General features: G+C 41.2%; 33 protein-coding genes. 25 read left to right on the plus strand and 8 right to left on the minus strand.

Translation table 11 applies throughout. The annotated features are described in order from the left end of the window. Positions 1-22 precede the first annotated feature (22 nt). From folD to HNQ85_RS01105, 13 genes are all read left to right on the plus strand, one after another. Positions 23-889, plus strand: coding sequence for a bifunctional methylenetetrahydrofolate dehydrogenase/methenyltetrahydrofolate cyclohydrolase FolD (folD, locus tag HNQ85_RS01045; RefSeq protein WP_181535361.1), 867 nt, complete (start codon positions 23-25; stop codon positions 887-889). A 14-nt stretch (positions 890-903) separates the two neighbouring features. Then, entirely contained in the window at positions 904-2259 is a 1356-nt protein-coding gene (gene xseA, locus HNQ85_RS01050) for an exodeoxyribonuclease VII large subunit (protein ID WP_181535363.1), read from the plus strand. Continuing rightward, entirely contained in the window at positions 2252-2482 is a 231-nt protein-coding gene (locus HNQ85_RS01055) for an exodeoxyribonuclease VII small subunit (RefSeq protein ID WP_181535365.1), read from the plus strand. Before xseA ends, HNQ85_RS01055 begins: the two co-directional genes overlap by 8 nt. Positions 2483-2485: 3 nt before the next feature. Beyond that, on the plus strand, positions 2486-3367 hold the full coding sequence (locus HNQ85_RS01060; protein ID WP_181535367.1) for a polyprenyl synthetase family protein: 882 nt from the start codon (positions 2486-2488) through the stop codon (positions 3365-3367). A gap of 265 nt (positions 3368-3632) precedes the next feature. Next, complete coding sequence (gene dxs, locus HNQ85_RS01065) at positions 3633-5525, plus strand: 1-deoxy-D-xylulose-5-phosphate synthase (RefSeq protein ID WP_181535369.1); 1893 nt, start codon at positions 3633-3635, stop codon at positions 5523-5525. Positions 5526-5528: 3 nt separating this feature from the next. After that, positions 5529-6356 (plus strand): TlyA family RNA methyltransferase, encoded by an 828-nt coding sequence (locus HNQ85_RS01070; RefSeq protein WP_181535371.1) that lies wholly within the window; start codon positions 5529-5531, stop codon positions 6354-6356. Positions 6357-6566: 210 nt separating this feature from the next. Further along, positions 6567-7019, plus strand: coding sequence for a transcriptional regulator AhrC/ArgR (ahrC, locus tag HNQ85_RS01075; RefSeq protein ID WP_181535373.1), 453 nt, complete (start codon positions 6567-6569; stop codon positions 7017-7019). An 18-nt stretch (positions 7020-7037) separates the two neighbouring features. Next, positions 7038-8759, plus strand: a complete 1722-nt coding sequence (gene recN / locus HNQ85_RS01080; RefSeq protein ID WP_181535375.1) for a DNA repair protein RecN — start codon at positions 7038-7040, stop codon at positions 8757-8759. Positions 8760-8884: 125 nt separating this feature from the next. Beyond that, positions 8885-10174, plus strand: coding sequence for a SpoIVB peptidase (spoIVB, locus tag HNQ85_RS01085; protein ID WP_181535377.1), 1290 nt, complete (start codon positions 8885-8887; stop codon positions 10172-10174). A gap of 321 nt (positions 10175-10495) precedes the next feature. After that, the gene (gene spo0A, locus HNQ85_RS01090) at positions 10496-11275 is read left to right on the plus strand and encodes a sporulation transcription factor Spo0A (protein ID WP_181535379.1); all 780 of its coding nucleotides are present in this window, start codon (positions 10496-10498) and stop codon (positions 11273-11275) included. A gap of 155 nt (positions 11276-11430) precedes the next feature. After that, entirely contained in the window at positions 11431-12402 is a 972-nt protein-coding gene (locus tag HNQ85_RS01095) for a tyrosine-type recombinase/integrase (RefSeq protein ID WP_181535381.1), read from the plus strand. Between the two features lie 175 nt (positions 12403-12577). Continuing rightward, on the plus strand, positions 12578-13438 hold the full coding sequence (locus HNQ85_RS01100) for a helix-turn-helix domain-containing protein (RefSeq protein WP_181535383.1): 861 nt from the start codon (positions 12578-12580) through the stop codon (positions 13436-13438). Between the two features lie 125 nt (positions 13439-13563). Next, positions 13564-13896: a phBC6A51 family helix-turn-helix protein gene (locus tag HNQ85_RS01105; protein ID WP_181535385.1), complete on the plus strand. Its 333-nt coding sequence runs from the start codon at positions 13564-13566 to the stop codon at positions 13894-13896. 566 nt (positions 13897-14462) lie between these two features. Here HNQ85_RS01105 and HNQ85_RS01110 read toward each other — a convergent pair. Next, a complete protein-coding gene (locus tag HNQ85_RS01110) occupies positions 14463-14705 on the minus strand; it encodes a WGxxGxxG family protein (RefSeq protein ID WP_181535387.1) in 243 nt (80 codons plus the stop codon). 387 nt (positions 14706-15092) lie between these two features. Here HNQ85_RS01110 and HNQ85_RS01115 point away from each other — a divergent pair, with 387 nt between their 5' ends. Further along, the gene (locus HNQ85_RS01115) at positions 15093-15737 is read left to right on the plus strand and encodes a recombinase family protein (RefSeq protein WP_181535389.1); all 645 of its coding nucleotides are present in this window, start codon (positions 15093-15095) and stop codon (positions 15735-15737) included. Between the two features lie 133 nt (positions 15738-15870). Here the strand turns inward: HNQ85_RS01115 and HNQ85_RS01120 are convergent, their stop codons facing one another. Further along, entirely contained in the window at positions 15871-16068 is a 198-nt protein-coding gene (locus HNQ85_RS01120) for a hypothetical protein (protein WP_181535391.1), read from the minus strand. 254 nt (positions 16069-16322) lie between these two features. Between HNQ85_RS01120 and HNQ85_RS01125 the strand changes: the two genes are divergently transcribed. After that, a complete protein-coding gene (locus tag HNQ85_RS01125) occupies positions 16323-17579 on the plus strand; it encodes a DNA polymerase IV (RefSeq protein WP_181535393.1) in 1257 nt (418 codons plus the stop codon). Next, on the plus strand, positions 17576-17923 hold the full coding sequence (locus HNQ85_RS01130) for a YolD-like family protein (RefSeq protein ID WP_181535395.1): 348 nt from the start codon (positions 17576-17578) through the stop codon (positions 17921-17923). Before HNQ85_RS01125 ends, HNQ85_RS01130 begins: the two co-directional genes overlap by 4 nt. 153 nt (positions 17924-18076) lie before the next feature. On the opposite strand, the gene HNQ85_RS01135 is transcribed toward HNQ85_RS01130, so the two are convergent. The 3 genes from HNQ85_RS01135 to HNQ85_RS01145 are packed head-to-tail and all read right to left on the minus strand — an operon-like array spanning position 18077 to position 18878. Beyond that, positions 18077-18235, minus strand: coding sequence for a hypothetical protein (locus HNQ85_RS01135; protein ID WP_181535397.1), 159 nt, complete (start codon positions 18233-18235; stop codon positions 18077-18079). Further along, positions 18232-18642 (minus strand): endonuclease domain-containing protein, encoded by a 411-nt coding sequence (locus tag HNQ85_RS01140; RefSeq protein ID WP_181535399.1) that lies wholly within the window; start codon positions 18640-18642, stop codon positions 18232-18234. Before HNQ85_RS01140 ends, HNQ85_RS01135 begins: the two co-directional genes overlap by 4 nt. Positions 18643-18647: 5 nt before the next feature. Beyond that, positions 18648-18878: a helix-turn-helix domain-containing protein gene (locus HNQ85_RS01145; protein ID WP_181535401.1), complete on the minus strand. Its 231-nt coding sequence runs from the start codon at positions 18876-18878 to the stop codon at positions 18648-18650. A gap of 323 nt (positions 18879-19201) precedes the next feature. On the opposite strand from HNQ85_RS01145, the gene HNQ85_RS01150 reads away from it, so the two are divergent. From HNQ85_RS01150 to HNQ85_RS01160, 3 genes are read left to right on the plus strand one after another with little or no spacing between them, the layout of a single operon-like run. Then, positions 19202-19534 carry a hypothetical protein gene (locus HNQ85_RS01150; RefSeq protein ID WP_181535403.1) on the plus strand — a complete coding sequence of 111 codons (333 nt, stop codon included), beginning with the start codon at positions 19202-19204 and terminating at the stop codon, positions 19532-19534. Positions 19535-19547: 13 nt separating this feature from the next. Beyond that, a complete protein-coding gene (locus HNQ85_RS01155; RefSeq protein WP_181535405.1) occupies positions 19548-20717 on the plus strand; it encodes an FtsK/SpoIIIE domain-containing protein in 1170 nt (389 codons plus the stop codon). After that, positions 20717-21388, plus strand: coding sequence for a replication-relaxation family protein (locus HNQ85_RS01160; protein ID WP_181535407.1), 672 nt, complete (start codon positions 20717-20719; stop codon positions 21386-21388). Before HNQ85_RS01155 ends, HNQ85_RS01160 begins: the two co-directional genes overlap by 1 nt. Positions 21389-21428: 40 nt before the next feature. Here HNQ85_RS01160 and HNQ85_RS01165 read toward each other — a convergent pair whose 3' ends face one another. Then, positions 21429-21746 carry a hypothetical protein gene (locus HNQ85_RS01165; RefSeq protein ID WP_181535409.1) on the minus strand — a complete coding sequence of 106 codons (318 nt, stop codon included), beginning with the start codon at positions 21744-21746 and terminating at the stop codon, positions 21429-21431. A 59-nt stretch (positions 21747-21805) separates the two neighbouring features. On the opposite strand from HNQ85_RS01165, the gene HNQ85_RS01170 reads away from it, so the two are divergent. Further along, positions 21806-22312: a DUF3102 domain-containing protein gene (locus HNQ85_RS01170; protein ID WP_343046479.1), complete on the plus strand. Its 507-nt coding sequence runs from the start codon at positions 21806-21808 to the stop codon at positions 22310-22312. 166 nt (positions 22313-22478) lie between these two features. On the opposite strand, the gene HNQ85_RS01175 is transcribed toward HNQ85_RS01170, so the two are convergent. Beyond that, complete coding sequence (locus tag HNQ85_RS01175; protein WP_181535411.1) at positions 22479-22709, minus strand: helix-turn-helix domain-containing protein; 231 nt, start codon at positions 22707-22709, stop codon at positions 22479-22481. A 145-nt stretch (positions 22710-22854) separates the two neighbouring features. On the opposite strand from HNQ85_RS01175, the gene HNQ85_RS01180 reads away from it, so the two are divergent. Together HNQ85_RS01180 and HNQ85_RS01185 are read left to right on the plus strand one after the other, a co-directional pair. Then, positions 22855-23157, plus strand: a complete 303-nt coding sequence (locus tag HNQ85_RS01180; protein ID WP_181535413.1) for a hypothetical protein — start codon at positions 22855-22857, stop codon at positions 23155-23157. Beyond that, entirely contained in the window at positions 23154-23528 is a 375-nt protein-coding gene (locus HNQ85_RS01185; protein ID WP_181535415.1) for a hypothetical protein, read from the plus strand. The genes HNQ85_RS01180 and HNQ85_RS01185 overlap by 4 nt, the downstream gene beginning before the upstream one ends. A gap of 236 nt (positions 23529-23764) precedes the next feature. Here the strand turns inward: HNQ85_RS01185 and HNQ85_RS01190 are convergent, their stop codons facing one another. After that, positions 23765-24100 carry a hypothetical protein gene (locus HNQ85_RS01190; RefSeq protein WP_181535417.1) on the minus strand — a complete coding sequence of 112 codons (336 nt, stop codon included), beginning with the start codon at positions 24098-24100 and terminating at the stop codon, positions 23765-23767. Between the two features lie 368 nt (positions 24101-24468). Between HNQ85_RS01190 and HNQ85_RS01195 the strand changes: the two genes are divergently transcribed. The 3 genes from HNQ85_RS01195 (at position 24469) to HNQ85_RS01205 (ending at position 26506) form a co-directional block, all read left to right on the plus strand. Continuing rightward, positions 24469-24693, plus strand: coding sequence for a helix-turn-helix domain-containing protein (locus HNQ85_RS01195; protein ID WP_181535419.1), 225 nt, complete (start codon positions 24469-24471; stop codon positions 24691-24693). Positions 24694-24896: 203 nt separating this feature from the next. Continuing rightward, entirely contained in the window at positions 24897-25073 is a 177-nt protein-coding gene (locus tag HNQ85_RS01200) for a hypothetical protein (protein ID WP_181535421.1), read from the plus strand. A gap of 5 nt (positions 25074-25078) precedes the next feature. After that, the gene (locus tag HNQ85_RS01205; protein ID WP_181535423.1) at positions 25079-26506 is read left to right on the plus strand and encodes a TOTE conflict system archaeo-eukaryotic primase domain-containing protein; all 1428 of its coding nucleotides are present in this window, start codon (positions 25079-25081) and stop codon (positions 26504-26506) included. The last annotated feature ends 4 nt before the right edge of the window (positions 26507-26510 follow it).

Consider the following 26510-nt stretch of genomic DNA (forward strand, 5'->3'; position numbering starts at 1 on the left):
ATATGAGAGGGGAGTTGTCAAAATGACCGCACAAATTATCAGTGGAACAGAGTTGGCAAAAGAAAAACGCGCACAATTAGCGAAAGAAGTACAGCAGTTAAAAAACGAAGGAATCGAACCAGGGTTAGCCGTTGTTCTTGTTGGTGATAATCCTGCGTCTCGTTCTTATGTGAAAGCAAAGCAAAAAGCATGTGAAGAAATCGGCATTCGTTCCGTCCTATTAGAGTTTCCAGATACGATTACAGAACAGTTTTTATTGGAGCAAATCGAGCGGCTCAATCTAGATGATTCCATACACGGCATTTTAGTACAACTCCCGCTCCCAAAGCAAATTGATGAATTGAAGGTCATTGAAAAAATTGCTCCAGAGAAAGATGTTGACGGGTTCCATCCGCTTAATATCGGACGGATGGTCGCTGGTCAAAAAGCGTTCCTTCCGTGTACGCCATATGGCATTTTATATATGGTTCAATCATTAGGAGTAGAAATCGCTGGAAAACACGTTGTTGTCATCGGTCGCAGCAACATTGTCGGCAAGCCGGTTGGACAGTTGTTTTTAAAAGAAAATGCGACCGTAACCTATTGTCATTCAAAAACGAAGAATTTAGCAGATATGACTCGTCAAGCCGATATTTTAATTGTCGCGGTTGGCAAACCAAACTTAATCGGTGCTGAATATGTGAAAAAAGGAGCGATTGTCATTGATGTCGGGGTCAACCGTTTAGAAAACGGAAAACTATGCGGTGACGTAAATTTTGATGAAGTAAAAGAAGTGGCAAGCTACCTTACGCCAGTGCCAAAAGGAGTTGGCCCGATGACGATTACGATGCTGCTTCATAATACCGTTCAAGCTGCGCGTGAAAACAAGTTGCAAAAAGCACACAAATAAGCGGGGGTTTCTCAGTGGCAGACATTAAATATGTAACAGTAACAGCTCTTACGAAATACATTAAGCGCAAGTTTGAAGTTGACCCGCATTTACAAGATTTATGGATTAAAGGAGAAATTTCTAACTTCACCTATCACACGCGCGGTCATATGTATTTTACACTCAAAGATGAAAACGCCCGCATTCAGGCGGTCATGTTTGCCGGATATAATCGGTATTTAGCATTTCGACCGGAAAATGGTATGAAAGTGCTGGTACGCGGCGAGATTTCCGTCTATGAGCCAAGCGGCAACTATCAAGTGTATGTCAAAGAAATGCAGCCGGAGGGCATCGGTAATTTATATTTGGCATATGAGCAATTGAAAAAGCGTCTCGAAGAAGAAGGATTATTTTCTCCAGAGCATAAAAAACCTATCCCGAAGTTTCCACGTTATGTTGGTGTCGTTACTTCGCCAACAGGAGCAGCGATTCGCGATATTATGACAACCATTCGCAGACGTTATCCAATTGCGAAAGTGATCTTGCTGCCAACGCTCGTTCAAGGTGAACAGGCAGCCCCTTCCATTGTGCGCTCGATTGAAAAGGCGAACGAACTTGGCTATTTAGATGTGCTCATCGTTGGCCGCGGTGGTGGTTCAATTGAAGAGTTATGGGCTTTTAATGAAGAAAGTGTTGCTCGGGCGATTTTCGCTTCCAACGTACCAATCATTTCTGCCGTCGGTCATGAAACGGATTTCACCATTGCTGATTTTGTGGCTGATTTGCGAGCGCCAACACCGACGGGAGCGGCTGAATTGGCAGTACCGCATTTAACAGAATTGCTTGAGCGGTTAGCGCAGCGAAAAGTCCGCTTAATTCGCGCTATGAAAGAGAAGATCACGCACGAATCTGAACGTCTTGTGAGAGTTCAGAAGTCATATGCGTTTCGCTACCCAAAAAAGCTATATGAGCAAAAAGAGCAGCAGCTTGATATGTTAATGGAGCGACTGGAGCGGCAAACAATGCGGCTCATTGAACAAAAACGCGAACGCTGGCAGCAATATGATCTTCATTTACAAAAACATCACCCGGCAGAAAAATTGAAAAAAGCTGCCGAGAAACAACAAGTGCTCACCAAGTCGTTAGAAAGAGAAATGCAAACGATTTTCAAACAAAAACAATTGTTGTTTACCTCGCTATTATCAAAACTTCAAGTATTAAGTCCATTAAAAATTATGGAACGCGGTTACAGCTTAGTTTATGATGAAAAACAACAGATTGTAAAAAGCATTCATCAACTTGGACCAGGCGATTCAATTAAAGTGCGCCTGCAAGATGGTTATCTTGATTGCCAAGTGTGGGGTATTGAGGAGGAGCAGTTATATGAGTGAAGAAAAAGAGCTAACATTTGAAGAAGCCATGGCACAGCTTGAGGAAATCGTTGAAAAACTTGAAGAAGGCGATGTACCTCTTGAAAAAGCGATTTCTTTTTTTCAAGAAGGAATGAAGTTGTCGAAGCTTTGCCATGATAAACTGCAACATGTTGAAAAACAAATGGAATATATTTTGCGGGAAGACGGAGAGTTAGAGCCGTTCGCGATTCAGGAGGAGTAAACGTTGGTAGAACAGTTTTTGCGGGAAAATAAACAGCTTGTTGATAAACAGCTTCCTTTATATGTGGAACATCTGAACGCTCCGGAAATCATTAAACAAGCAATGATGTATTCGCTTGAAGCGGGCGGAAAACGCATTCGTCCGCTCCTGCTGCTTGCGACGTTAAAGGCATTTGGCAAAGAAGTGGAACTCGGCTTGCCAGTAGCGTGTGCGATTGAAATGATTCATACCTATTCGCTTATTCACGATGACTTGCCAAGTATGGATAATGATGATTTACGCCGCGGCAAGCCAACAAATCATAAAGTGTTTGGGGAAGCGATGGCGATATTGGCAGGAGATGGACTTTTGACATATAGCTTTCAAGTCATTGCCGAGATGAATCACCAAGATGTGACGTCAGAAATGAAAATAAAATTAATTAGTGAACTGGCGAAAGCGGCAGGACCTGAAGGAATGGTTGCGGGACAAGTGGCGGATATGCAAGGAGAAGGTAAGCAACTATCTTTAGACGAACTTGAGTATATTCATCAAAACAAAACGGGCAGAATGTTACAGTACAGCATTATAGCCGGTGCAATATTAGCCGGAGCGTCTGAACAGCAAATCGGACAGTTAAGCAAGTTTGCTTACCATTTAGGACTTGCTTTTCAAATTCGTGATGATATTCTTGACATTGAAGGATCAGAAGAGAAAATTGGCAAACCGGTCGGAAGTGACATTGAAAACAAGAAGGTCACATATCCATCTCTTTTAACGCTTGATGGGGCAAAAGAAAAATTAGCTTATCACATTGAAGAAGCCAAACGTTATTTGCAGGAAGCACAAGTTGCTGACGAAGTGCTTCATTATATTTGCGATTTAATTGCTACACGTGATCATTAAGCATTTGGTCGTTCATTGTCGATTCACTTATTTTGTGGTATATTTATCAATTAGGAGAAAGTGCCTTCTGGAAAGCCGTTACACTTGTTGTGTGAGCGGCTCTTTTTTCGCCTTGTGATGTTTGAGTTGCACTTTTTACGTTGAAAATGATGGAAATGAAACGGTTTTTCATTCATGTATTTCCATATTTACATGTATAATAATAGGTAATACCTGTACTATACCAGCACGTAACAAAGTATGAGATGAAAGCGAGTGATCTCGTTTGGATTTAATGAAGATTAAGAATCCCTGTTTTTTAAAATCAATGTCTACGGAAGAGCTTGTTCAACTAAGTGCTGATATTCGCCAATTTCTTATTGAAAAGCTGTCGAAAACAGGCGGACATATCGGTCCAAATTTAGGAGTAGTGGAGCTTACGATTGCGCTTCATAAAGTGTTTGACAGCCCAAAAGATAAATTTTTATGGGATGTTGGCCATCAATCGTATGTTCATAAAATTTTAACAGGACGGGCCTGTGAATTTGATACACTTCGCCAATATAAAGGATTATGCGGTTTTCCAAAGCGGAGCGAAAGCGAACATGATGTATGGGAAACCGGACATAGCTCCACATCGCTCTCAGCAGCTATGGGAATGGCGATTGCTCGTGATTTAAAGGGAACGGATGAATACATTATTCCAATTATTGGCGATGGAGCATTAACGGGCGGCATGGCTCTTGAGGCATTGAACCATATTGGGCATGAAAAGAAAGATATAATTGTCGTATTAAACGATAATGAAATGTCGATTGCTCCAAATGTCGGTGCCCTCCATAACGTGCTTGGCCGCTTGCGTACTGCCGGCAAATATCGCTGGGTGAAAGATGAACTTGAGATGCTTTTGAAAAAAATTCCGGCAGTCGGTGGAAAGCTTGCTGCGACAGCAGAACGCATTAAAGACAGCCTTAAATACTTACTTGTCTCTGGTGTATTTTTTGAAGAATTAGGATTCACTTATTTCGGACCAGTTGACGGTCATAATTTTGACGATCTGATCGAGAACTTACATTATGCTAAGAAAACAAAAGGTCCGGTGCTGTTGCATGTCATTACGAAAAAAGGAAAAGGCTATCACCCAGCTGAAAACGATAAAGTCGGGACGTGGCATGGCACGGGGCCATATAAAATTGAAACGGGTGATTTCGTTAAGCCTGTTAATGCGCCACCGTCATGGAGTGAACTTATCAGTGAAACGGTGCGCAAGTTAGCACGCGAAGACGATCGAATTGTGGCTATTACCCCAGCAATGCCAGTTGGTTCAAAGCTAGAAGGTTTTGCAAGCGAGTTTCCAGACCGCATGTATGACGTTGGTATTGCCGAGCAGCATGCGACAACGCTGGCGGCGGGACTTGCAACACAAGGAATGAAACCGTTTTTAGCGATTTATTCAACATTTTTACAGCGGGCATACGACCAGGTTGTCCATGATGTATGCCGACAAAACTTAAATGTCTTTTTTGGTATTGACCGCGCTGGCTTAGTTGGCGCTGATGGAGAAACGCACCAAGGTGTATTTGATATCGCTTTTTTACGTCATTTACCAAATATTGTGTTAATGATGCCAAAAGACGAAAATGAAGGTCAGCATATGGTGTATACTGCCATTAAATACGATGACGGTCCGATTGCACTTCGCTTCCCGCGCGGTAATGGTCTTGGCGTCAAGTTAGATGAGGAATTGAAGCAAATTCCAATTGGCACATGGGAAGTATTGCGTGAAGGACGAGATATTGCCATTTTAACGTTCGGTACGACGATTCCAATGGCGCTAGAAGCAGCAGAAAAGCTGGCAAAAGAAAATATTTCTGTCAAAGTGGTCAACGCTAGATTTATTAAACCGATGGATGAAAAAATGCTGCATGAAATTTTACAAACGAATATGCCGATTTTAACGATTGAAGAAGCGGTGTTGCAAGGTGGATTCGGCAGTGCAGTTCTTGAGTTTGCTCACGATCAGGGTTATCATCATGCTGTTATTGACAGAATGGGCATTCCAGACCGTTTTATTGAACATGGCAGTGTCAAAGAATTATTAAAAGAAATCGGCTTGACAACCGCACATGTGATTGAACGTGTACAAACCATGATACCAAGAAAACAAAAAAGGGCATGAGGTATGAAAACGAAGAAAGAACGATTAGATGTATTACTAGTAGAGCGTGGCTTAGCAGAATCACGTGAAAAAGCAAAACGTGCGATTATGGCAGGGCTTGTCTATTCGAATGAAATGCGCTTAGACAAGCCGGGTGAAAAAGTACCGGTTGATATACCGCTTACTGTCAAGGGAGACGTTTTACCGTATGTCAGCCGTGGCGGACTGAAACTTGAAAAAGCATTAAAAACATTTCAGCTTGATATTAAAGACAAAATTATGCTTGATATTGGCGCATCAACCGGGGGCTTTACCGATTGCGCGTTACAGCATGGAGTAAAAATGTCATATGCGCTTGATGTCGGTTATAACCAATTAGCGTGGAAGCTTCGCCAAGATGAACGGGTTGTTGTCATGGAACGAATGAATTTCCGTTATGCAACGCCGGCGGATTTTACAAAAGGGCTTCCCGAGTTTGCGACAATTGACGTGTCATTTATCTCGCTTAAACTTATCTTGCCTGTGTTGAAAACAGTGCTCGTTTCCGGAAGTGATGTTGTTGCATTAGTAAAACCGCAATTTGAAGCCGGAAAAGAATTTGTAGGCAAGAAAGGGATTGTCCGTGACGCGAAAGTTCATGAGATGGTGCTTGAAGAGATTATCCATTTCGCGATTTATGAAGGTTATGATGTTGTGGACTTATCTTATTCTCCAATTACGGGTGGAGACGGAAACATTGAGTTTTTGCTTCATCTTCGCTGGAGCGGAGGAAAAGATCGCGGAGAAAACTTGTTAGCATTTCATCCTCAAAAAATTGTAACTGAAGCGCATCAACAATTAAAAGCAAATTAAACAAAACAAAGCGGCTGACCCAAAAGCAAAGTGTCAGACCCCACAACCATAATATATAGGACTAATATATTGTGGGTTGCGCGTGAGGCCGGACACTGATAGGTCAGCCCCTTTTATGGGTACCATACATTGTATAGATGCTTCAAGATGATTATCATAATAATAAGAAAGTGTTAATCGGTTTTCGATTCAGATTGCGAGGTGTTGAAGGTGAATAAGGGACAAAGACATATTAAAATTCGTGAAATTATTACAAACCATGAGATTGAAACGCAAGATGAACTTGTTGATATGCTGAAAGAAGCTGGTTTTAATGTTACGCAGGCAACTGTGTCAAGAGATATTAAAGAATTGCATCTTGTTAAAGTGCCGATGACGAACGGGAGATATAAATATAGTTTGCCGGCAGACCAACAACGCTTTAATCCATTACAAAAATTAAAGCGGGCGCTTATGGATGCCTTTGTGAAAATTGACGGAGCCGGTCATTTACTAGTAATGAAAACATTACCAGGAAATGCCCATGCGATTGGTGCTTTGCTTGACAATCTTGACTGGGATGAAATCGTCGGCACAATTTGTGGGGATGATACATGTTTAATCATTTGTCGCACTCCAGAGGATACAGAAACCATTTCAAAACGCTTGCTAGAAATGCTATAAAAGAGGTGTGATCCCACATTGCTAGCGGAATTATCAATTAAAAATTTTGCGATTATCGAAACACTTTCCATTTCCTTTGAAAAAGGCTTAACCGTTTTAACAGGGGAAACAGGAGCAGGAAAGTCCATTATTATCGATGCCATCCACCTGCTTGTCGGCGGCCGTGGCTCCGCAGAATTTGTTCGTTATGGTGAAACGAAAGCGGAAATTGAAGGATTATTTTTATTAGAGGATGAAACGCATCCGTGCTATGAAAAGTGTGCGGAATTTGGCATTGATATTAGCGAAGGAATGGTTGTGCTTCGTCGGGAAATTTCCGTTCACGGCAAGAGTGTATGCCGCGTCAATGGCAAACTTGTAACGATTGCCGTGTTACGAGAAATTGGTGCAACACTTGTTGACATTCACGGTCAGCACGAACATCAAGAACTGATGGACCCGGAAAGACATCTCCCGTTACTAGACCAATATGGTGGTAACGAAATTGCTTCGGCTCTTGAAGAATATCAAGCGGTATATAAAAAGTATGAGCAGCTGAAAAAGCAGTTGCAAAAGCTAAATGAAAATGAACAACAAATGGCTCATCGTCTTGATTTACTCACATTCCAGTTAGACGAAATTCAAAAAGCACAGTTAAAGCCGAATGAAGATGAAGAATTAATGGAAGAAAAAGTAAAAATTATGAACTTCCAGAAAATTTATCAAGCGTTAAAAAATAGTTATGAAGCCTTATTTGGCGAACAGCGCGGACTTGACTGGATTGGATTGGCAATGAGCCATTTAGATGATGTAATGGATATTGATCCCACTTTAAAAGAAGCGTATGAAACCATTTCGAACAGTTATTATTTAATGGAAGAAACTGCCTATAAGCTTCGTGATCAACTTGAACAACTTGAATATGATCCAGAACGTCTTGATTTTATTGAAAGCCGTCTAAATGAAATCAACCATCTAAAACGAAAATATGGCCGTACTGTTTCCGATATTCTTGAATATGCCGAAAAAATTGCCGAAGAGATTGATACAATCGAGCATCGCGACAGCCATATTCATAAATTGCAAAAAGAGCTTGAATCTGTAACGGAAGATTTATTAATTGAAGCGAAAAATGTCACAAACGTGCGCAAGAAATATGCGAAGATTCTTATTGATAGCATTCATCAAGAGCTGAAAGATTTATACATGGATAAAACACGGTTTGATATCGTTTTTACAAAGCGGGAAGGTTCGATCGACGATCCGCTGCTTGACGGTATTCCAGTAAAATTTCATCGTGATGGTGTGGATATCGTTGAATTTTATATTTCGACCAATGTTGGAGAACCGCTCAAACCTTTGGCAAAGGTTGCTTCAGGTGGCGAACTTTCACGGATTATGCTGGCAATGAAGAGCATTTTTTCAAAGCATCAAGGAGTTACGTCGATTATTTTCGATGAAGTGGACACTGGTGTGAGCGGTCGAGTGGCTCAAGCGATTGCTGAAAAAATTTACCGCGTTTCTGTTAATTCACAAGTGCTTTGCATTTCGCATTTGCCACAGGTAGCTGCCATGGCTGATACGCATCTGTTCATTTCAAAAGAAACGGTGGAGAATCGTACAAAAACTTCTGTTAAAGTACTGTCTGAGGAAGAAAAAATTAAGGAAATCGGTCGAATGATTTCAGGGGTTGAAATTACAGATTTAACAAAAGAACATGCAAAAGAACTGCTTGAATTAGCAACAAAAATCAAACAATGAAAGGCTATCCATTATGGGTAGCTTTTTGTTACAAAAAACGATTATATTTAATTGGATTAAGGCAAAATTAAAACTGTAGCCAAATTTACCGAAGGTGTAGGTGGGAGCGAGGAGAGTGAAAAAGTTTGAACGCAGAGACGATAAGAAAAATAATAGGTGCATTTCTCCTTGTTTCGTTAATTGCGATCGGTTTGTCAAAGCCAATAAAAGACTATATTCGCATACCAAAGCAGCTTGTTATGTTTGAAGGCGAAACATTACGTTTCACTTCCGCGCTTCCCGTACAAGCAAGCGTAAAAAGCAATCGGCCTTCCGTTGAAGTTGCTGAACGAAGTCAATCGCTTTCCATCCAAGCGAAAGAAAGCGGTGAAGACGACATGATATTACAAATGGCTGGTTTACCAATCAAGCAAGTAAATGTTAAAGTACTGTCTGATTATAAAGTAATTCCTGGGGGACAATCAATCGGGGTTAAATTAAATACGTTAGGAGTTCTTGTTGTTGGACACCACCTTGTTGAGACAGAACAAGGGAAAAAGTCCCCAGGAGAAATTGCAGGAATTCAAGTCGGTGATATGATTACAAAAATTAATGGAAAGAAAATCGAAAATATGAGTGATATCTCACCATTTATTCAAGAATCAGGAAAAACTGGAAAGCCGCTGAACTTAGAAATTTCCCGCGACAATCGTACATTTGAAACGAAATTAATTCCACTAAAAGACAAACATGATCATGCTTATCGCATCGGTTTATATATTCGAGATTCCGCTGCTGGAATTGGAACAATGACATTTTACGACCCTATCTCCAAAAAATACGGTGCTCTTGGTCACGTCATTTCCGATATGGATACGAAAAAGCCAATTGTCGTTCAAGATGGACAAATTATGAAATCAATGGTTACTTCGATTGAGAAAGGAAGCACGGGAAATCCTGGCGAAAAATTAGCGAGATTTTCAAGTGATAAGGAAGTAATCGGAAACATTACAAATAACAGTCCGTTTGGGATATTTGGAACGTTATCAAAACCGATTCAGAACGGAGTATTAGACAAAGCGATTCCGATTGCTCTGTCCCATCAAGTAAAAGAAGGAAAAGCCAAAATTTTAACAGTCGTGGAAGACGATAAAGTCGAAGAATTTGATATAGAGATTGTCAGTTCAGTGCCGCAAAAATTTCCGGCAACAAAAGGAATCGTTGTTAAAGTGACGGATCCACGTCTATTAAAGAAAACAGGTGGGATTGTACAAGGAATGAGCGGAAGCCCGATTATCCAAGACGGAAAATTAGTTGGAGCGGTTACACACGTATTTGTGAATGATCCGACTTCTGGATACGGAGTTCATATTGAATGGATGTTAAACGAAGCAGGAATTGATATTTATGCGAACTCTGCACAAAAAGCGAGCTGATAATAGCTCGCTTTTTGTTGTGGAGAAAAAAGAAGTCAAGGATTTATAAAATTTTGCATAGATATTTGATGTAAATTCATTTAAAATAGGAGTGTAAAGATTTTTCGACAAACAGAATAAATAAAACTTTGTCAAATACCTAATTTCGTCGAATGTAAGAGATTTTTGGTGAAAATTTTTGAAATACTTATTTTTTTACTATTTTTTGAAAAATTAGAGGATTTTTTATTGCGTTGTCGAATTGTTCCATTAGAATATTAGTTAGAAAATAAAATTCGTTTAAATGATTTTAATAAGCGGAATTAGGGGAGGAATATTGGCGTGAGCAAGATTAAAGTGTGTATAGTTGATGATAATCAGGAATTAGTAAACCTTTTAGAAGAATACATCTCCAATCAGGATGATATGGAAGTAATCGGTGTCGCTTATAACGGGCAAGACTGCTTATATATGCTTGAAGAGAAAAAGCCGGATGTGCTCGTTTTAGATATTATTATGCCGCATATTGACGGTCTCGCTGTGCTTGAGAAAATCCGCATGCAAAAAGAAAAACAGCCAAATGTGATTATGCTCACTGCTTTCGGCCAAGAAGATGTCACGAAGAAAGCTGTTGATTTAGGAGCTGCTTATTTTATTCTGAAACCATTTGATATGGAAAATTTAGTGAATCGTATTCGCCAAATTCATGACAAAACAGCTCCGATTTTGAAAAAATCGCCTGCTTATCAAACGCGGGAAAATAAACCGAAAAACCTTGATGCTAGCATTACAAGCATCATTCATGAAATCGGCGTTCCAGCGCATATTAAAGGGTATTTATATTTACGTGAAGCGATTTCCATGGTATATAACGACATCGAACTATTAGGTTCGATCACAAAAGTGCTTTATCCCGACATTGCGAAAAAATATAATACAACCGCAAGCCGCGTCGAGCGGGCGATTCGCCATGCGATCGAAGTTGCGTGGAGCCGCGGAAACATCGAATCCATCTCTTCGCTATTTGGTTACACCGTCAGCATGTCCAAAGCTAAACCGACGAATAGCGAATTCATCGCAATGGTGGCTGATAAGTTACGTTTAGAACATAAGGCGTCTTGAAGCCGCTAATATCAACGGTTTTGTGGCTTCGAGTATAAACATTAGTTACCGATAAATATCGAAATGAAGCCGATAAATATTTATACGTATGCATACGAAAAGGAAACGCCTCTTATTTACCGGGAAAACAACGGTAAGTAGGAGGTGTTTTTATTTTGTCTGATTTTGATATTCAGTTAGACAATTTTATGTTGTATTGTGACGCTAAAAATTTATCGCGGAAAACAAAAGCAAGCTACGAGCAAACCTTACGCTTATTCTTTTTATATCTCGAGGAACAGCACAAAATTAAGCAACTTAAGAAAGTAAAACCGTTACATATTCGTGCGTATATCAAATATTTGCGCGAGCGCGGTAAGTACACGGTAATTTCGAATCTAAATAGCGTAAATGTAAATTACCCAACTCACCGTACAGATTATCAAAAACCGATTAGCGATACAACAATCGCCAATTATGTGAGGAATATTAAAGTGTTTTTCAATTTTTTGTATAAAGAACGCGAAATAAAAGAAAATCCATGCGACAATATCGAAAATGTTAAGCCACAGCGCAAACAAAAAGCGCTTTTATCCGAAGAAGATATTGTTAAATTACTGAAAGCCTTTGATATTACGACATTTCACGGTTATCGTTCATGGGTCCAAACTCGCTTAATACTCGATACAGGTATGAGAGCAGGGGAATGTTGTGCGATTCGGCCGGAGCATGTCGATTTTAAAACGAAATCTATATTAATCGAAAATCCGAAAAACAGAAAACAGCGTTACGTTTACTTCTCATTTAAAATGGCGAATGACTTAAAGCGTTGGATGAAGTATCGCGATCGATTCTCTGATAGTCCGTTTTTGTTCCCAACAATTCGCGGAACAATGCTTGATGTTAATAATTTTGAACGGATGCTAAAGGAAACAGGGAAAAAAGTCGGTGTAGAAGTGACTCCTCATCAGTTAAGAAACAATTTTGCTAAATATTACTTGTTAAACGGAGGAGATTGGGTAACTTTATCGAGGATTTTAGGTCATTCAAGTGCCGAGGTCACGCAAAAGGCATATTTAGACTTTACGGAGGGTGAGGTTGCGCGTAAATATCAGAAACACTCTCCATTAAATCATTTGGACGTTTAAATAAACAAAGACAAAAAAAGAGAGGACGCCCCGAAGGACGCCCACAAACAAATATACACCCTAAATAGAGATTATCGAAAAAAAGCGTTAAAGTCAACGCTTATTTAGGTGCGTCTATCGGATAGAACGTATGTTCTTAAACTGTCCTCTCAAATGAGAGGGGAATCGGAAAAAAATGAGATTGTCAAACGCAAACTATACGCAATATAGACAATTACAGTCGTTCGATTGTATCCAAGCGATGAACCAGGCGATTAGACAGTTTTTATATACATACGGTCACGAATTGAGCGCATCAGCTATCGAAGTATTAAAAACGTTAAGCCGACATGCCTGCGATATTGTTGGCGTTGCATTTATGAAAGTTGAAACGCTTGCTGCATTAGTCGGAAAAAGCGTTAGAACTGTTCAGCGTGCTTTAAAAACGCTTGAGCAATACGGAATTATTAAGCGCATTCCAACGACTCGAACAACCGGTAAGCATAAAGGCGGCAACGGTCACAATGTTTACGTTATTCAGTCGGTCAAGGACGTAAAAGAGCTACCGAGTGACATGCCGCCTGTCACCCCGGAAATGTCACCGCGCCAAGAAGCGTCCGATGCCGATGTACCAAGCGATCAAGCTGCGCAAAAGCCTGCCGAAACTATGTCTTGTGAAACTGCGCATTCAAGATTGAATAATAAAGACGATATTACGTCAGAGCCGCCAGCAACGCTCGACGAATCATTTACGCCTGGAATTGTACCGGAAGAATTTACAAATACCGTTGCGCCATTTTTCCGGTCAGCTGACGCTATTTTCGATTTGTACCGCCGTGTATTAATCGCTTACCGGCGCAGCAAGCTCGATAGGCCAATCGAGGAAGTGCTTGACACGGTGATAAAAGCGTTCAAGCAAACGGTTTTTGCGCAAAAACGGGGACGTATTCGCTCAACGTTTAACGGATATTTTTACCGCATTTTAGAGGCGATGCTGGCCGTTGAGCGCCGGCGTGAAGTCGGTAAGCTATACGATTTTTTAGCGATTGAAGTGTGACTCCGTCTAGCTAGCGTAAGTTATCGCTGTTAGTCAGCGTTAGTAAGCGATGTTGTAGCGTTATCTATATATAAATATGTTATTGTTACCGAAAACCAACAAACTACGAAAGGAGGAATACGCAGATGCCACGCAAGAAAAAGCGTAGCAAACAACCGAGCCAGGTGCCGCCATTAGATGAACGGCATTACCGTGCGATTGAAATGTTAACGGGCTTGTACGAAAACGGTCGCTGGCATTGGTTTACGCGCCAGGAAATCGCTGATGCTTGCGGAGTAAGCCGGATGCAATTGTGGCGGTGGGAACAACGCAAAGATTTTCAGCGCGAGCTTGAAAAATGCCGAAAAGCGAAGTTAAAGGCGAGGTTTCCGCGGAGAATGGAGCTTGCCGAAATGGCGTTGGCTGGCGACGTAGAGGCAGCGTTAAAGATACTACAGGCGTGCGATATTTTGGTGTGACCGGAAACAACGGACAATGCACGAAAAATGGCGTTAACGCTAGTAATGGCACGGGTTTCGGGCGTGTAAAGGGTAGTTACAAAATTGTGATTTTAGCGCAATTTTTTCAGCTGTAGGGTCGAGATGCAGATGTGTCCGAAAATTTTCGCGTTGTGCATTTCGTCAGCCGCAAGTCCCTGGCGCACGCTCCTTCGAATCCTTTTGACGTAACGTTGTTGCATCGGTTTTTTTCGGCTATATTAATGAAGAAATTCAGAAACGTGTGCAACGGAATGTTACAAATGAGAATTTTGAGGGGGAATCACGAGCCAATTTGCTCGGGACGCGTGCACTTTGGAAACTCGAGGGGTGTCTACTTGGTTAGATGAGTGTGTATAAAGGAATGAAGTTTTCTTCTTTCTTCAACTAACGTGCAGTTGAGTTTAATAAGAAATAACCATCAGGAAATTTACCCATAATAAAAGGATCCAAAGGATCCTTAAACTCAACCGGGTGAATTTGTCTTTTTTCAGTATATTAGCTTTAAAGGAATTGAAAAAGATCAATTTATTAATAATATATTGGTTCTAATCTCTTCTGTCTTTTCTTCTTCCTAACAGTCCTGCTAAACCAACTAAACCAATCCAACCCCAATCTGTATCGTCATCATCATCATCATTATCAGCACCGTCCGCATTTTGAGCCATGTGAGTTATTTTGTTTGTATTGTTATTGATGTCAATGTTGTTATTTTGAGCATAAACAGCTATCCCACAAAGCATTAATGTAACTGATAGAGCACAAAGTGAATGAAGAATTTTTTTTAACACGGTTTTCACCTCCTTTTAATAACTGTTAACTTTAATATGTACAATCAAAAGAACAATTATTCTGTAGATAATAAGGAAGCCATTTAGGGGGGATTTTTAAACAACTTATTCAACAAACAAATGCGATGGTTAAATAACAAAGGAAAAAGTAGGTAGATGTATTAAATATGAGTAATAATCTACTGGCCTTTGTCCGTTTCTCTTTTGTTTAGTTTAACTGTCTATAAAGGTATACCATTAAGGAATACGGACGTACAGCCGAAAACGCCGTTATTTAACGTTCGTAAAGGTAGGTAAAAAATATTTACGAACGTCTATAAAATAATTGACCTTTACGGACACTTTTCGTATAATTCAATTAACGATATACGGAAGGTGATGGTAAATATGGCGAATATTTACGGATACATCCGAGTCAGTTCGATTGACCAAAACGAGCAACGCCAAGTCAATAAGATGATCGAAAAAGGCGTTGAGGCTCGCCGTATTTTCGTCGATAAAGCGTCGGGCAAGGACTTTAACCGTCCGCAATACCAACTATTGCGCAAAGTATTAGGCGAGGGTGACATCGTTTATATTGACGCGCTGGACCGTTTAGGGCGGAACTATGACGAAATCATCAGCGAGTGGAAATATATCACGCGGGAGCTTAACGCTGACATTATCGTATTGGAAAACGAGGCGCTATTTGATAGCCGTAAGTTCAAGTCGATGGGAGATATGGGTAAGCTAATGGAAGATCAATTCTTATCGCTACTTGCGTATGTAGCCGAACAGGAACGGAAGAAGATACGTCAGCGCCAGGCGGAAGGCATTGCGGTTGCTAAAGCGCAAGGAAAACACTTGGGCCGTCCGCAAATGAACCTCGATACATTAACGAAGCAGCAGCGCCAAACATTAGAGGCGAATTATGAGCGTTGGAAAGCGCAGGAGATTACTGCCGTACAATTTATGACGATGTTAGAACTTAAAAAGAGTACGTTCTACAAGATCGTGAAGGAATACGAGGAGCGCTTACAGCCGGCTAATTAGTCGGCTTTTTGTGTTGCTGTACGCCTACCCGCACACCCCCCAAGCCCCTTTTTTCTTTTCCGCGTCTGGTGCCCGAAAAATCCGCGCAATTTTTAAAAACTCGGACTTTAACGAACTAAAGTAAAACGCCTGCCTAGCGTTGGCAAGCGTATTTCTTGCGGGCTTCCTCGTATTGTTTTATTAACTTCATAACCACGTTGCGAATACGTGAATTCCAACATTCGCGACAATATGTATTAATATTGCTTCCATCGATGCAAATATCGATAAGCTCAGATTTTGGAAAACGTTCTACGCAGTAGTCGCAAAGATCAGTCGTCTCGGTCGTCATTCGAATCCCCTCCGTTAACAAAATACGAATATATGTTCGTGTTATAACCGGAAATTTTACCGCCTGCAAGCCCGCAAGTGGTTCAATATCAATAAACGTTAGGCTCCTGTTTAAATCACAATAACCGCATGTTCTTTTGGCGAACTATATAAAAATTTTCACATATGTTACTTGCTTTTTTATCAAAAATATAGGAACATATATTCGTAAACAAAACATATGTTCGTTATTTTGCGAAGGGGTGTGTAAGTCCAATGCTGTTTGACGTGTCTCTTCTTCCTAAAAACAATATATTATGTGTTGATATGAAAAGTTTTTATGCTAGTTGTGAGTGTGTAGATCATGGGTTAGACCCGCTCAATGACTACGTGGTAGTTGTAGCTGACAAAAACCGAAGTGGAAGCGTTGTTCTTGCTGCATCCCCTAAAATGAAAAGTGATTATGGTATCAAAACGGGAAGTCGTCTATTTGAAGTACCTCGACACCGTCGAATTCACATCTTTAATGCCCGAATGAAACGATATTTAGAAGTAAGCGTTCAGATTACGGAGCTCTTTCTCTCGTTTGTTCCCTTTGAAGCGATTTTAACGTATAGTGTCGATGAAAGTTGGCTTACCTTGAACGGTACTGAAAAACTACATGGCACACCAAGAGAAGCAGCTCAAAAAATTCGTCGCACGATATGGAAGCAATTTGGGTTACCTTCTTGTATTGGAATTGGACCCAATCGTTTTATCAGCAAAGTCGTATTAGATGTATATGCCAAGCAGCAGGGAATTGCGGATTGTACATATGAAGAAGTCCCGCAAAAACTATGGCCGATTCCGTTGCGTAAGATATGGGGTATCGGTACAAAAATGGAACAACATCTCAATAACCTGGGAATGTATACCCTTGGGGACGTAGCCAACAGTTCCCTTGAACGTTTACGCAGTCGATTCGGTGTCATGGGAGAACAATTGTATTATCATGCCTGGGGGATTGATTTGAGTCCTGCCTTCGTGGAAGCGAACGACTTACCTCAAAAAAGCATCGGAAAAGGCGTAACTTTACTGCGTGATTATTGGAGAGAGAACGAAATTCTGACAGTTGTGTTGGAACTTTGTGAGGAAGTGGCTAAACGAGCTAGGCAACTCGGAAAAGTAGGGCGTACAGTTTCGTTTGGTGTACGATATTCTCATTACGAGAAAGGGGGATTTCATCAATCTGTCACGCTCGATACAGGAACCAATTTAACCATGGAGTTATATCGGGTCTGTAAGCGGATTTTCAAAAAGTTTTATGACGGGCGCAGTGTTCGCATGATTCATGTATCGCTCTCGAATTTAATGAATGAAGAAAGCGTTCAACTGTCTTTATTCGAAAATAGAGAAAAAGAACGAACTCTTGCAAAGGCGATGGATGAAATTCGAGACAAATTTGGTCCCAATGCACTTCTACGAGCCGTGAGTTATACATCGGGAAGTCTTGCCCGCATCCGAAATGGCTATATAGGAGGGCACAAAGCATGAATTATCGAGATAGAGGGATTATTAAATTCTCGCCATTTTTAATGCCTGAACATCGTGATATGTTAGCTGAACTACGGGAACAAGAAGATGATGTGGCACTATCATATCATGACGATCAACGTTATGAGGAATGGAATTCGATCATCCTTAAAGCAATGGAGTTCGCTTTATATCTTCGAATCCAATACATACAAAATCATCGTTTTCAAAGCGTAATTGGTCGTGTACATTATTACGATGAGGTGAACCGTCACTTGCGATTGAAAGAGAAAGGGCAGTGCAAATTTTGCTACATTCCTCTTGCAAATATTCAATCCATAGAAATAGCGGAAGTTTCTCGGTGATCAATGCCGAGCGAACAGGAAAAGTAAGATAGTTTCAGTCGACTAATTAGTCGACTCTTTTTTGTTTGCACTGACCTCTCAAACGAATACCTTTTCCCTCTTCTGCCGCTCTTAATTACTCAACCCCAGCGTAAAAATTTTGTGTCATCGAGGTTAAATGTCGGGCTCCGATTTATCCAAGCGTCTAATCACGTCTTTCAGCGCATTAACCGCATGTTCTTTCGTATAACAATCGTCATACATAAGCGAATTAACAACGCGCAGCAGGCGCAGTTTCAGTTCGACGATGGTTTCTTTTTCGAGCGTTTTCACCCGTTAACCTCCTCTTCAATTCTCTCAATAACCGCCGATAAATCTTGATATATCATGCGCCCACTAAACCGCAGTACACGCCAGCCATTTTTGCGCAAATAAGCGTCTTTACGGCGGTCGTGCGCTCGTTGCTTAGGCGTCGAGTGATACGCTCGGCCGTCGCACTCGATGGCGATTTTATACGTCGGTAGCGCTAAATCTATGCGATATTTACCGCAAGGGACTTGCGTTTTCACGTAATAACCCTGTATTCGAAGCGTATCATAAAGGCGGCGTTCAATCGGACTTTCACATTTTAAGCGTTCCCGGTCAATTAAGTCCGTTTGTGGGCGCGGTCGCCTTAAATCGAGTACAAAGAAGACGATACCGACGAGAATTAGTCCGAAAAATACAACATAGCTAACCATATACATCACATATTGAAAAAGTCGTCTGGTACGTTTTTACCGAGTTGCTTTAGCGCCTTTTTAACGCTGGCTATCGTAGAGTGCTTTGGGCGGTATGAATCATCGTTACATAGCTTTGAAATAGTACCGCGACTTAACTTCGATCTTCTTTCCAGCTCTAACTGCGTAATTCCCTCATTATCGAGCCACTTACCGAATTTACTTCGCTTCTTTCCGAGACCTAACCAATTAAACATCGTTATAACCTCCTTCGGTACCATTCTTGTCCGAAGTGTCATTTTTTAAACCTCATGCAAAAAAGTGACAACTTGGACAAACGGTATCGCATAGGCTATAACACAAAGCAACCAACGTAGCTACAAACGTCAGTAATCGCTAGTTCGGCATCTTCGGGAGGTGAACATCAACAAAAGTAGCGGACAACAAGGTTAGTACGATGGCGACATTGTTGCGACAAAAGCAACAACAAACGTATATAAAACTTTTGTTTTCGGCAAGTAAACGTTGAAATTATGCGATTTTAAAAAGCTGTTTAAATAGGGAATAAGAGGTGAGCGAATTGTTCCATAAAAACAGAATAGAGACGATTCCTTTCCGTGAGTTCATGGCCGGCAACCATCGCACGCAAAAGGAAGCGTCTCCTAGTAAAGATATATACGTTTATTCCGGTTTTTTACCAACAATCACGCCTCAAAATTTATTTCCAATACATGACCCCGGGTTTGCTTTATTTCTCGCTGGAGTCGGCTTAATTGCTGGCGCTACTTTTTTCGAACGATTTACCGCCCGAAGCGGTATGTTTGAATTATCGGAAACAATCGAGGTAATAGGTCGTTTTCTATTTCCGGTTATCGCTTATGGCTCCGTATTTTGGTTTCTATTCTCGCTATAACGAGGTGAGTTTTATGCGTAAGATGATTGAATTTATTGCTCGCCAGCGGGCTAAATCGCGGCTTAAACGTGCGTTTTACCATGCCGGGCTATATGTCAGCCGAAAAACAGGCGACAAGGAAATCAAAGTATTTCCGCGTATTAAGTCTGTTATGGACGATGGCAAAAAGCTGGTTTACCAATTTTCGCTTGTTACAGGCATTGACCCGAAAGAAGTAAGTAAGCGCGAGTACATTTTTCAACAAATTTTCGGCAACAATATCGAGGTTGACGGCGATCACAAGCATTTCACGTTGACCGTTTACCGCAAGACATTCCCGAAAGAGTTGAAATATGATTATGACGCTATTTTGCCGATAATAATGGGGTTGAACTTACCGATAGTAGCAGGGATGGATAGACACGGTCAATGGCACGTTTTCGACGCAATCAATGAGCCGGGGCTTCTCATATCGGGTGAACCAGGAGCCGGAAAAAGCTCACAAGTCCGCAGCATCATATCCACCTTAATCCAATACAAGAAACCTCACGAATTAGAAATTTACCTCGGCGACCTCAAGATGAGCGAATTTCACCTTTTCTACGATATTGAACACGTTAAAAGCGTCTGTATTTATCCCGAAGACTTACGAAAAATGCTTATGTACTTGGCCGAAGAAATGAAGCGTAGAGGGGAGTTGTTAAATAAATACCGTGTGACGCACGTTAACAAGCTACCGGAATCCGAAAAGGTGCCGTATATCCTTATCTGTATCGACGAATTTGTAATGATTATGGACGACAACCACATGAAATCAATGCTAATCCAATTAGTAGCGCTAGGTCGTGCGTTGGGCATGGTTTGCGTCCTTAGCTTACAGCGCCCGAGCCACGATATATTGGACACGAAAATTCGGAGTTGTCTAACCGTCCGCATGGGCTTTCGTGTTAGCGACTTTTCCAACGCCAAAATAAACGGGACGCCTGGCGCCGAGAAAATCGCCAAAGAAACACCAGGCCGTTTCCTTCTTAAACGAAGCGATATAACGGAGCTACAAGCGCCATTTCTTGACGAGAAGCACGCCGAAAAGATTCTTGAGCGTTATAAATCTACCGAGTGGAAAAATCGTTTTGCAGGTGATTCTAATCCGTCTATCCCATCGAATGAGCCTGTTATTTTTAACATGTTAGAGGAGGAGCAATAATGAGAAAACGCGACAAGGACATTGTGCAAGCCGTTGAGAAATTCCGTTGTTTAACACGCGATCAAATCGCCGCGATGTTTTATTCCCACACGAAAAATCCGACCACGAACTGTAACTACGCCCTCAAGCGATTGCGCGACCGTGGTTATATTGCCGCCGACACTAACCGCACACCTTACGTTTACTTTCCGTCGCAATCCAAGCTCAAAAAGGACGGTCAAAAAGTCGAGCATTTCCTAAAGATAGCCGATTTTTACCTCGATTTATTACGTAACGGTTGGAAAATCCGTCAGTTTGACATTGAGCCGAGATATGAAGGCGCAGACGTCCGCCCCGATATTTTCACGATTGCTAACGGTTCGCCATTTTTCGTTGAAATACAAAATAGCGTTTACTCAACGCAAGTAATGGCGAAGAAAATCAAGCTATACGAACGGTTTTATGATTCCGGTTATTGGCGCTCTTTCGATTGGCAACCGGCTGACCGTGCGATTTTTCCTTTCGTTTGGATTGTCGGTGAAAATACGTACAAAGTGACGAGCGATAGATTCCGGATTGTACAATCGAAGGACGTTGCGGACTTAATGCGACAGGTTAAGCCGAAAAGGCCAGCGTACGAGCCTGTTAAACAGTCGATGTATAGCGGACAAATTAAAATTAATATCGGATAAATAAAAATGCGGCTCGTTTTGTTACGAGTCGCTTTTAGATTTAATAATATATTTTCCGTTCATTATTTGCCTGACAAATAATCCTTTCAATTTCTCGGTATTTAATCGCTAATTTTTGATCTCTTTCCATTTGAAATAAAAAGTATTCGATTAAATCCTTGGGTAAATGCCTGTCTTTCATACTTTTAATCATGTGCATTTTCGCTAAAGTGCTGTGATGATAAAGAGGAGATTTATCGTTTTCATTCTGTTTGATAAGAAATCGATCAAACTCTCTAAACCAATCTGTTCCCGTACTACTAGCAATACCTAGACTTTCTATAATTTCGCTCTTTTTAAGAAATTCTCTAACAAACACCGTAATAACCTCCTTTTATATGGTATTATTTACAGTTTTTTATCCGGATAGTCATCGAAATTAATTCGTACAAACAAATCGCGGGGCAAGCAATATTCGAGATAGGTCGACGGTTGAAGCACGTTAAGGAAAAAGATTTGGCACACGGGCAATTCGGTAAATGGCTCGATAGTATTGGTATCGCTAGAAGAAACGCCCAAGCACTTATGCAAGCGTACGAGCAATTTGGAAATACGCAGACGTCTGCGTATTTATCCTTCGGAAAAGTAGTCGAAATGCTTTCGCTCCCATCCGACATCGACCGCCAACAATTCCTCGAACAAAAACATACGATTCCAAGTACCGGAGAACAAAAGACAGTTGACGAAATGACCGTACGTGAGCTGCGCGAAGTTAAGAAGGCGTTGAAAGAAGAACGCGAGCGACGCGAAAGAGCGGAACGTGAAGCTGAGGAATTACGAAATAATACTCTGGACATAAAAAAGCGGCTCGTTGCGTTACGGGTCGCTTTCGTGTTTTCGAAAATTTTTCGGGTTTTTGGGCGCGCATGCATTTTTCGGAGATAACTCGAAAAGATATTAATAAAAGGAGGTTTGATTTTATGAATAATGGGCAGAAAGATGTAGATAAATACATAGAGGAACTCAAGGAAAAGGACAGAAACAATTCAAATGACACCGAAGTGATCGAAATTATCAAGTCGATGGGTGACACCGATTAGCAAAGTGAGGTCTAATCAACCTCACTTTTTTCATGCACAATTTCAATTAATTCGCTAATATCATCTATTTCAAGCGCGTCAGCAATACGTTCGAGCGTTTCTTTCGTATAGCGTTTCACTTTATCGTTACATAACTCGCTAATTGCTCGCTCTGTCACCTTAGCCTTTTCCGCAAGTTGTTTTTGTTCGATGTCTCTTTCTTTCAGTATTTCGCGCAATTTGAGCCTTATTTTTCGCGCCATTCTTCACACCTCCGTTAGTCTTATTATACACCTAAAAAATAATTCCGGGAACCGTAATTTTTTAGTTGACGATTCCGCGGGTCGGAATTATAATAGACTTAAAGATTCCGACAGTCGGAATTAAAATCGAAGGGGAGAGGATAAAATGCGTAAGATTAAGATTGCTTATTACTACGAGGACCGTCCATCAAACAGACCGGTGATTGAATACTGCGAAGGATTCCTTATTACCGACAACCTAGCGCTTAGTATCGCAGACGGTAAAGTCGCCATTTTAGAGCGGGTCAAGCCTTCCGAAACTTTCCGGGGCTGTTATGAGCCGGACGACGGGGATTATATGCAATTTAATCTCACCGAAGACGTTTATAATCACATCATGCGCAACTACGAAAACATGACCGAAATTGAGTTGTTAAACATCGTCGCTAATGGGGTGAGAGTCGCATGAGCACTAAAAGCGATTTAATATACGAACAACTCCGTAGTTTATATTACCAAGTCACTTCATTTTACAATGAATTAAACAAGTATCAGTCGCAATATGACAAACAAATAAGCGAAATATATCACGAATTGGAAAGAGTTGAACTGAATCACGTAAACGCTTATGAATATGCGCTAAAATTGCAAGACGTTTTGCGTAAGCGTCGAGTTGTGAAAGACGAGCTGGCAAGACTGCAACCCGTTCGAAATTACGTTAATGAGACTTTTAACGAATTGCAAAAGCAAATCGATCGCGTGATTAGCAAAAGCAACGAAATAAGAAAATCGCTGAATGTGACGCTTTCAATTAGCGAAGTGTTGAAGGCTTCGGAATGAAAGAGCTAATTGGCGGCGCGACCTCGCATGGAGCCGGTAACTGCGGCAACAGTCCGGTTGTGCGAGGGGCCGTTACAAGTCAAGAACGTCATTTTTGGAGTTTCCGCCGGCCTTAGCGCTGCGTATTTTTTTGTGAGAATCTGTTTTTATACTTAAATCATAATGTTGTTTTTTATTAAAAACTACACAAGATGTTAGAGTTTAAATAAAGAAATGACAGAAAAGATTCTGCCATTTCATTTCCTTTGGAGAGTAGAGGGTACATACTCTATGTTAGAGTTTTCACCAAGTTCCTGTTTAACTTTATTAAATAAGATTAAACCTTTATCATTGTGTTCTCTTATGGAATTGTGAGTTTCTTCTTTGATATGCGCACCATAATCAGATTCCTCTAGAATTTTACCGTATTGGCGTACCCATTTAAAAAGCTCCTCTTTTAATTCTTGTGAAAAAGGAAAATCTTCAATATCAAGATTCTCTCCGCATTTTGCACACCAAATAGGGTCAGCATGGATTTCTGCTTCCATTTTATAAGAAGTATGGTTGCATTTCTTCTTAAAGAAATTGAACATATTTTTTACCCACCTCTTTTATTGTTAACTATGGACCTCCAATGTATTTTAACACAATATAAAAATCCACATTGTTCTTTAACGGAGTCTTGTGTGAAAATCGCAGAAGGACCTGTGATTATAAGTGAAAGAGCAAAAAAATTTCGTCCAGCTGCGCGAAAATCTCGGTAGCGTCGTATAGTTATATGAAGACGTTGAAAAATTCGCTGGCTTTCGTGCAAACCCGACTTATCTTATGAAGGAAAAAAAATTCGCCCAAACTGCGCGAAAATGAAATTTCGACTGTATAGTATAGTGAAGACGTTGAAAATTCCGCGGCTTCGGCTGCGATAATTGTAAACGAATTTTACAAGAAAGGAGGTGAGCCGATGACTAGCGAAATGATTCGATTTATCCGTCGAACGCGCGGACTAACTTTGCGTGAGTTTGCCGCCGTCATTGGTTGTAGTTATTCGTATATTTCGCTAATTGAATCGGGCGACCGCCGGGTTACTCCACGGCTTGAGCGTAAAATTCGCCAAGCATTCGATTTAAGCGATGAAAAATTAACCGCTATTAGGGCGGTTATGAACGAAGTGAAACCCGTTATGTAGACCGTATGTTATTCCTCACACTATCCTCGTTGTTCTTCCTCGTTAAGTCGCGCGTAGGGTTGCTGTTATCCTCTACAGATGGCTTGCCGTATATTATCCACTCTTTTTTACTCAAGCGTAACATGTTAGCGATACCGTCAGACTTTGTTTGAGCGGTGGCTAAGTATTTGTTACGAAAATCAACAAATCGAGGAGGTATCGAAATGTACGAAAAATACAAATGTGTGTTGAGCGTTAAAGTAGCGAATGAATTAATCGCGAAAAATTACGAGCTCGTCACAATCGAGCCAAGCCGTCGATTCCCTGGCAAACTCGTTTTTGTATTCAAAAATACACCGGAACTCGATGCGGAATTTAAAATGTTTGAGCGGAAGGTGTGAAATAAATGCAGACAGCCGAAATAAAACAGCTAAATCGAATTTATGACAAGTTTAACGAGTTGTATATTCAAACGCGCAGCAAATATTTGATTCAGTTTCCAAACAGTCGATACGTCACGATAAACAAGAAACAAAGCGCTCGTACCGTTGCATTAAACGATAGCATGCTCAAAACACACCTTGCAGGCGAATTAACATACGGAATTTTCAACGGCGGCTATTTTAACAAGTTTATCACGTTTGACGTCGATTTTAGCGACGGTACAATGGCGCGATGGGCAACGCTAAAGCTAATCGACGTGCTAGTTTCCGAGTTTCATATCATGCGCAAGGATATTCACGTTAGCTTGAGCGGCAGAAAAGGTTATCATGTCGACTTGTTTTTCGATAAGCCGCTGCCGGTGGCCAACGTACAGGCTTTTTACAATCGCGTGATTGCGGAGGTCGGGGAATTGCCAGGCGGTCAAATCGAGTTTCGACCAACGTGGACACAAGGCATTAAATTACCGCTGGGTATTCACCAACGAACAGGCAACCGCTGTTGGTTCGTTGACAATGAAACGCTTGAGCCGATTGAGTCATTCGATTACTTGCTCGACGTCGAGCCGATGGACGCCTCCGTTATTACCGGTGTTGACTTCGGACTAACCGACGAGCAAGCGCAAGAGTTTGAGGCCGTTGCAACCGAAACCGACATTTCCGTCAACATTTTAGACGAATCGGCAGCACTCCAAAAAGCTCGCCGAATACTTGAGGCCGGTCGGCTTACGGAAAGTAATACACGACACAATACCACGTTTATACTTGCCTGCTTTTTCAATTCCCAAGGCTTCGAGCAAGAGGAAGCAGTCGAAGCAATCATGGAAATTCTCCTCAACACACCTCGCGAATATTTCAACAAAGGAAGCACCCCCGACTATTGGTTAAAAGAGGCGCGTCGATTAGTCGCTTATGTGTACGACAAAAATATTACGCTAGGCAACGCCGACAAGCCCGTCAAAATTTACAAATCGGAAATACTAGCGGTTTTACAATGCGGCACGTTCCGCCAAAAGCAAATGCTTTACGCGATGTTGGTGACGAGCAAACGTTACGGGCCAACGTTTTACCTTACGACAAGCACCGCAATGAAAATGATCGGTACAAACTCGCGGCAAACGGTACAGAACGCGATTAAAGCGCTAGTGGAAAAGGGCTTCGTTGAGTATCGCCGAAAAGGGGAAATCGACCAGGCGCGCAGTCGTGAAACGGGGCAAGTGCGGCACAAGCCGAATAAATACCGGTTATTAATAGACAAGCCCGCCGAAGACGAGCCGGCGATTGAAGTAACGAGCAATCAAAACATTGTCGACGTCGCTTATTTGCTTTGTGATGTAAAGGAAATACGGCAGTACGTTAAACGATACGAGTTCGAAAGTCGTTGGCAGCGTTAGCTTC

The organism is [Anoxybacillus] calidus (assembly GCF_013760845.1).
In the GTDB taxonomy this organism is placed as follows: Bacteria; Bacillota; Bacilli; order Bacillales; family Anoxybacillaceae; genus Paranoxybacillus; species Paranoxybacillus calidus.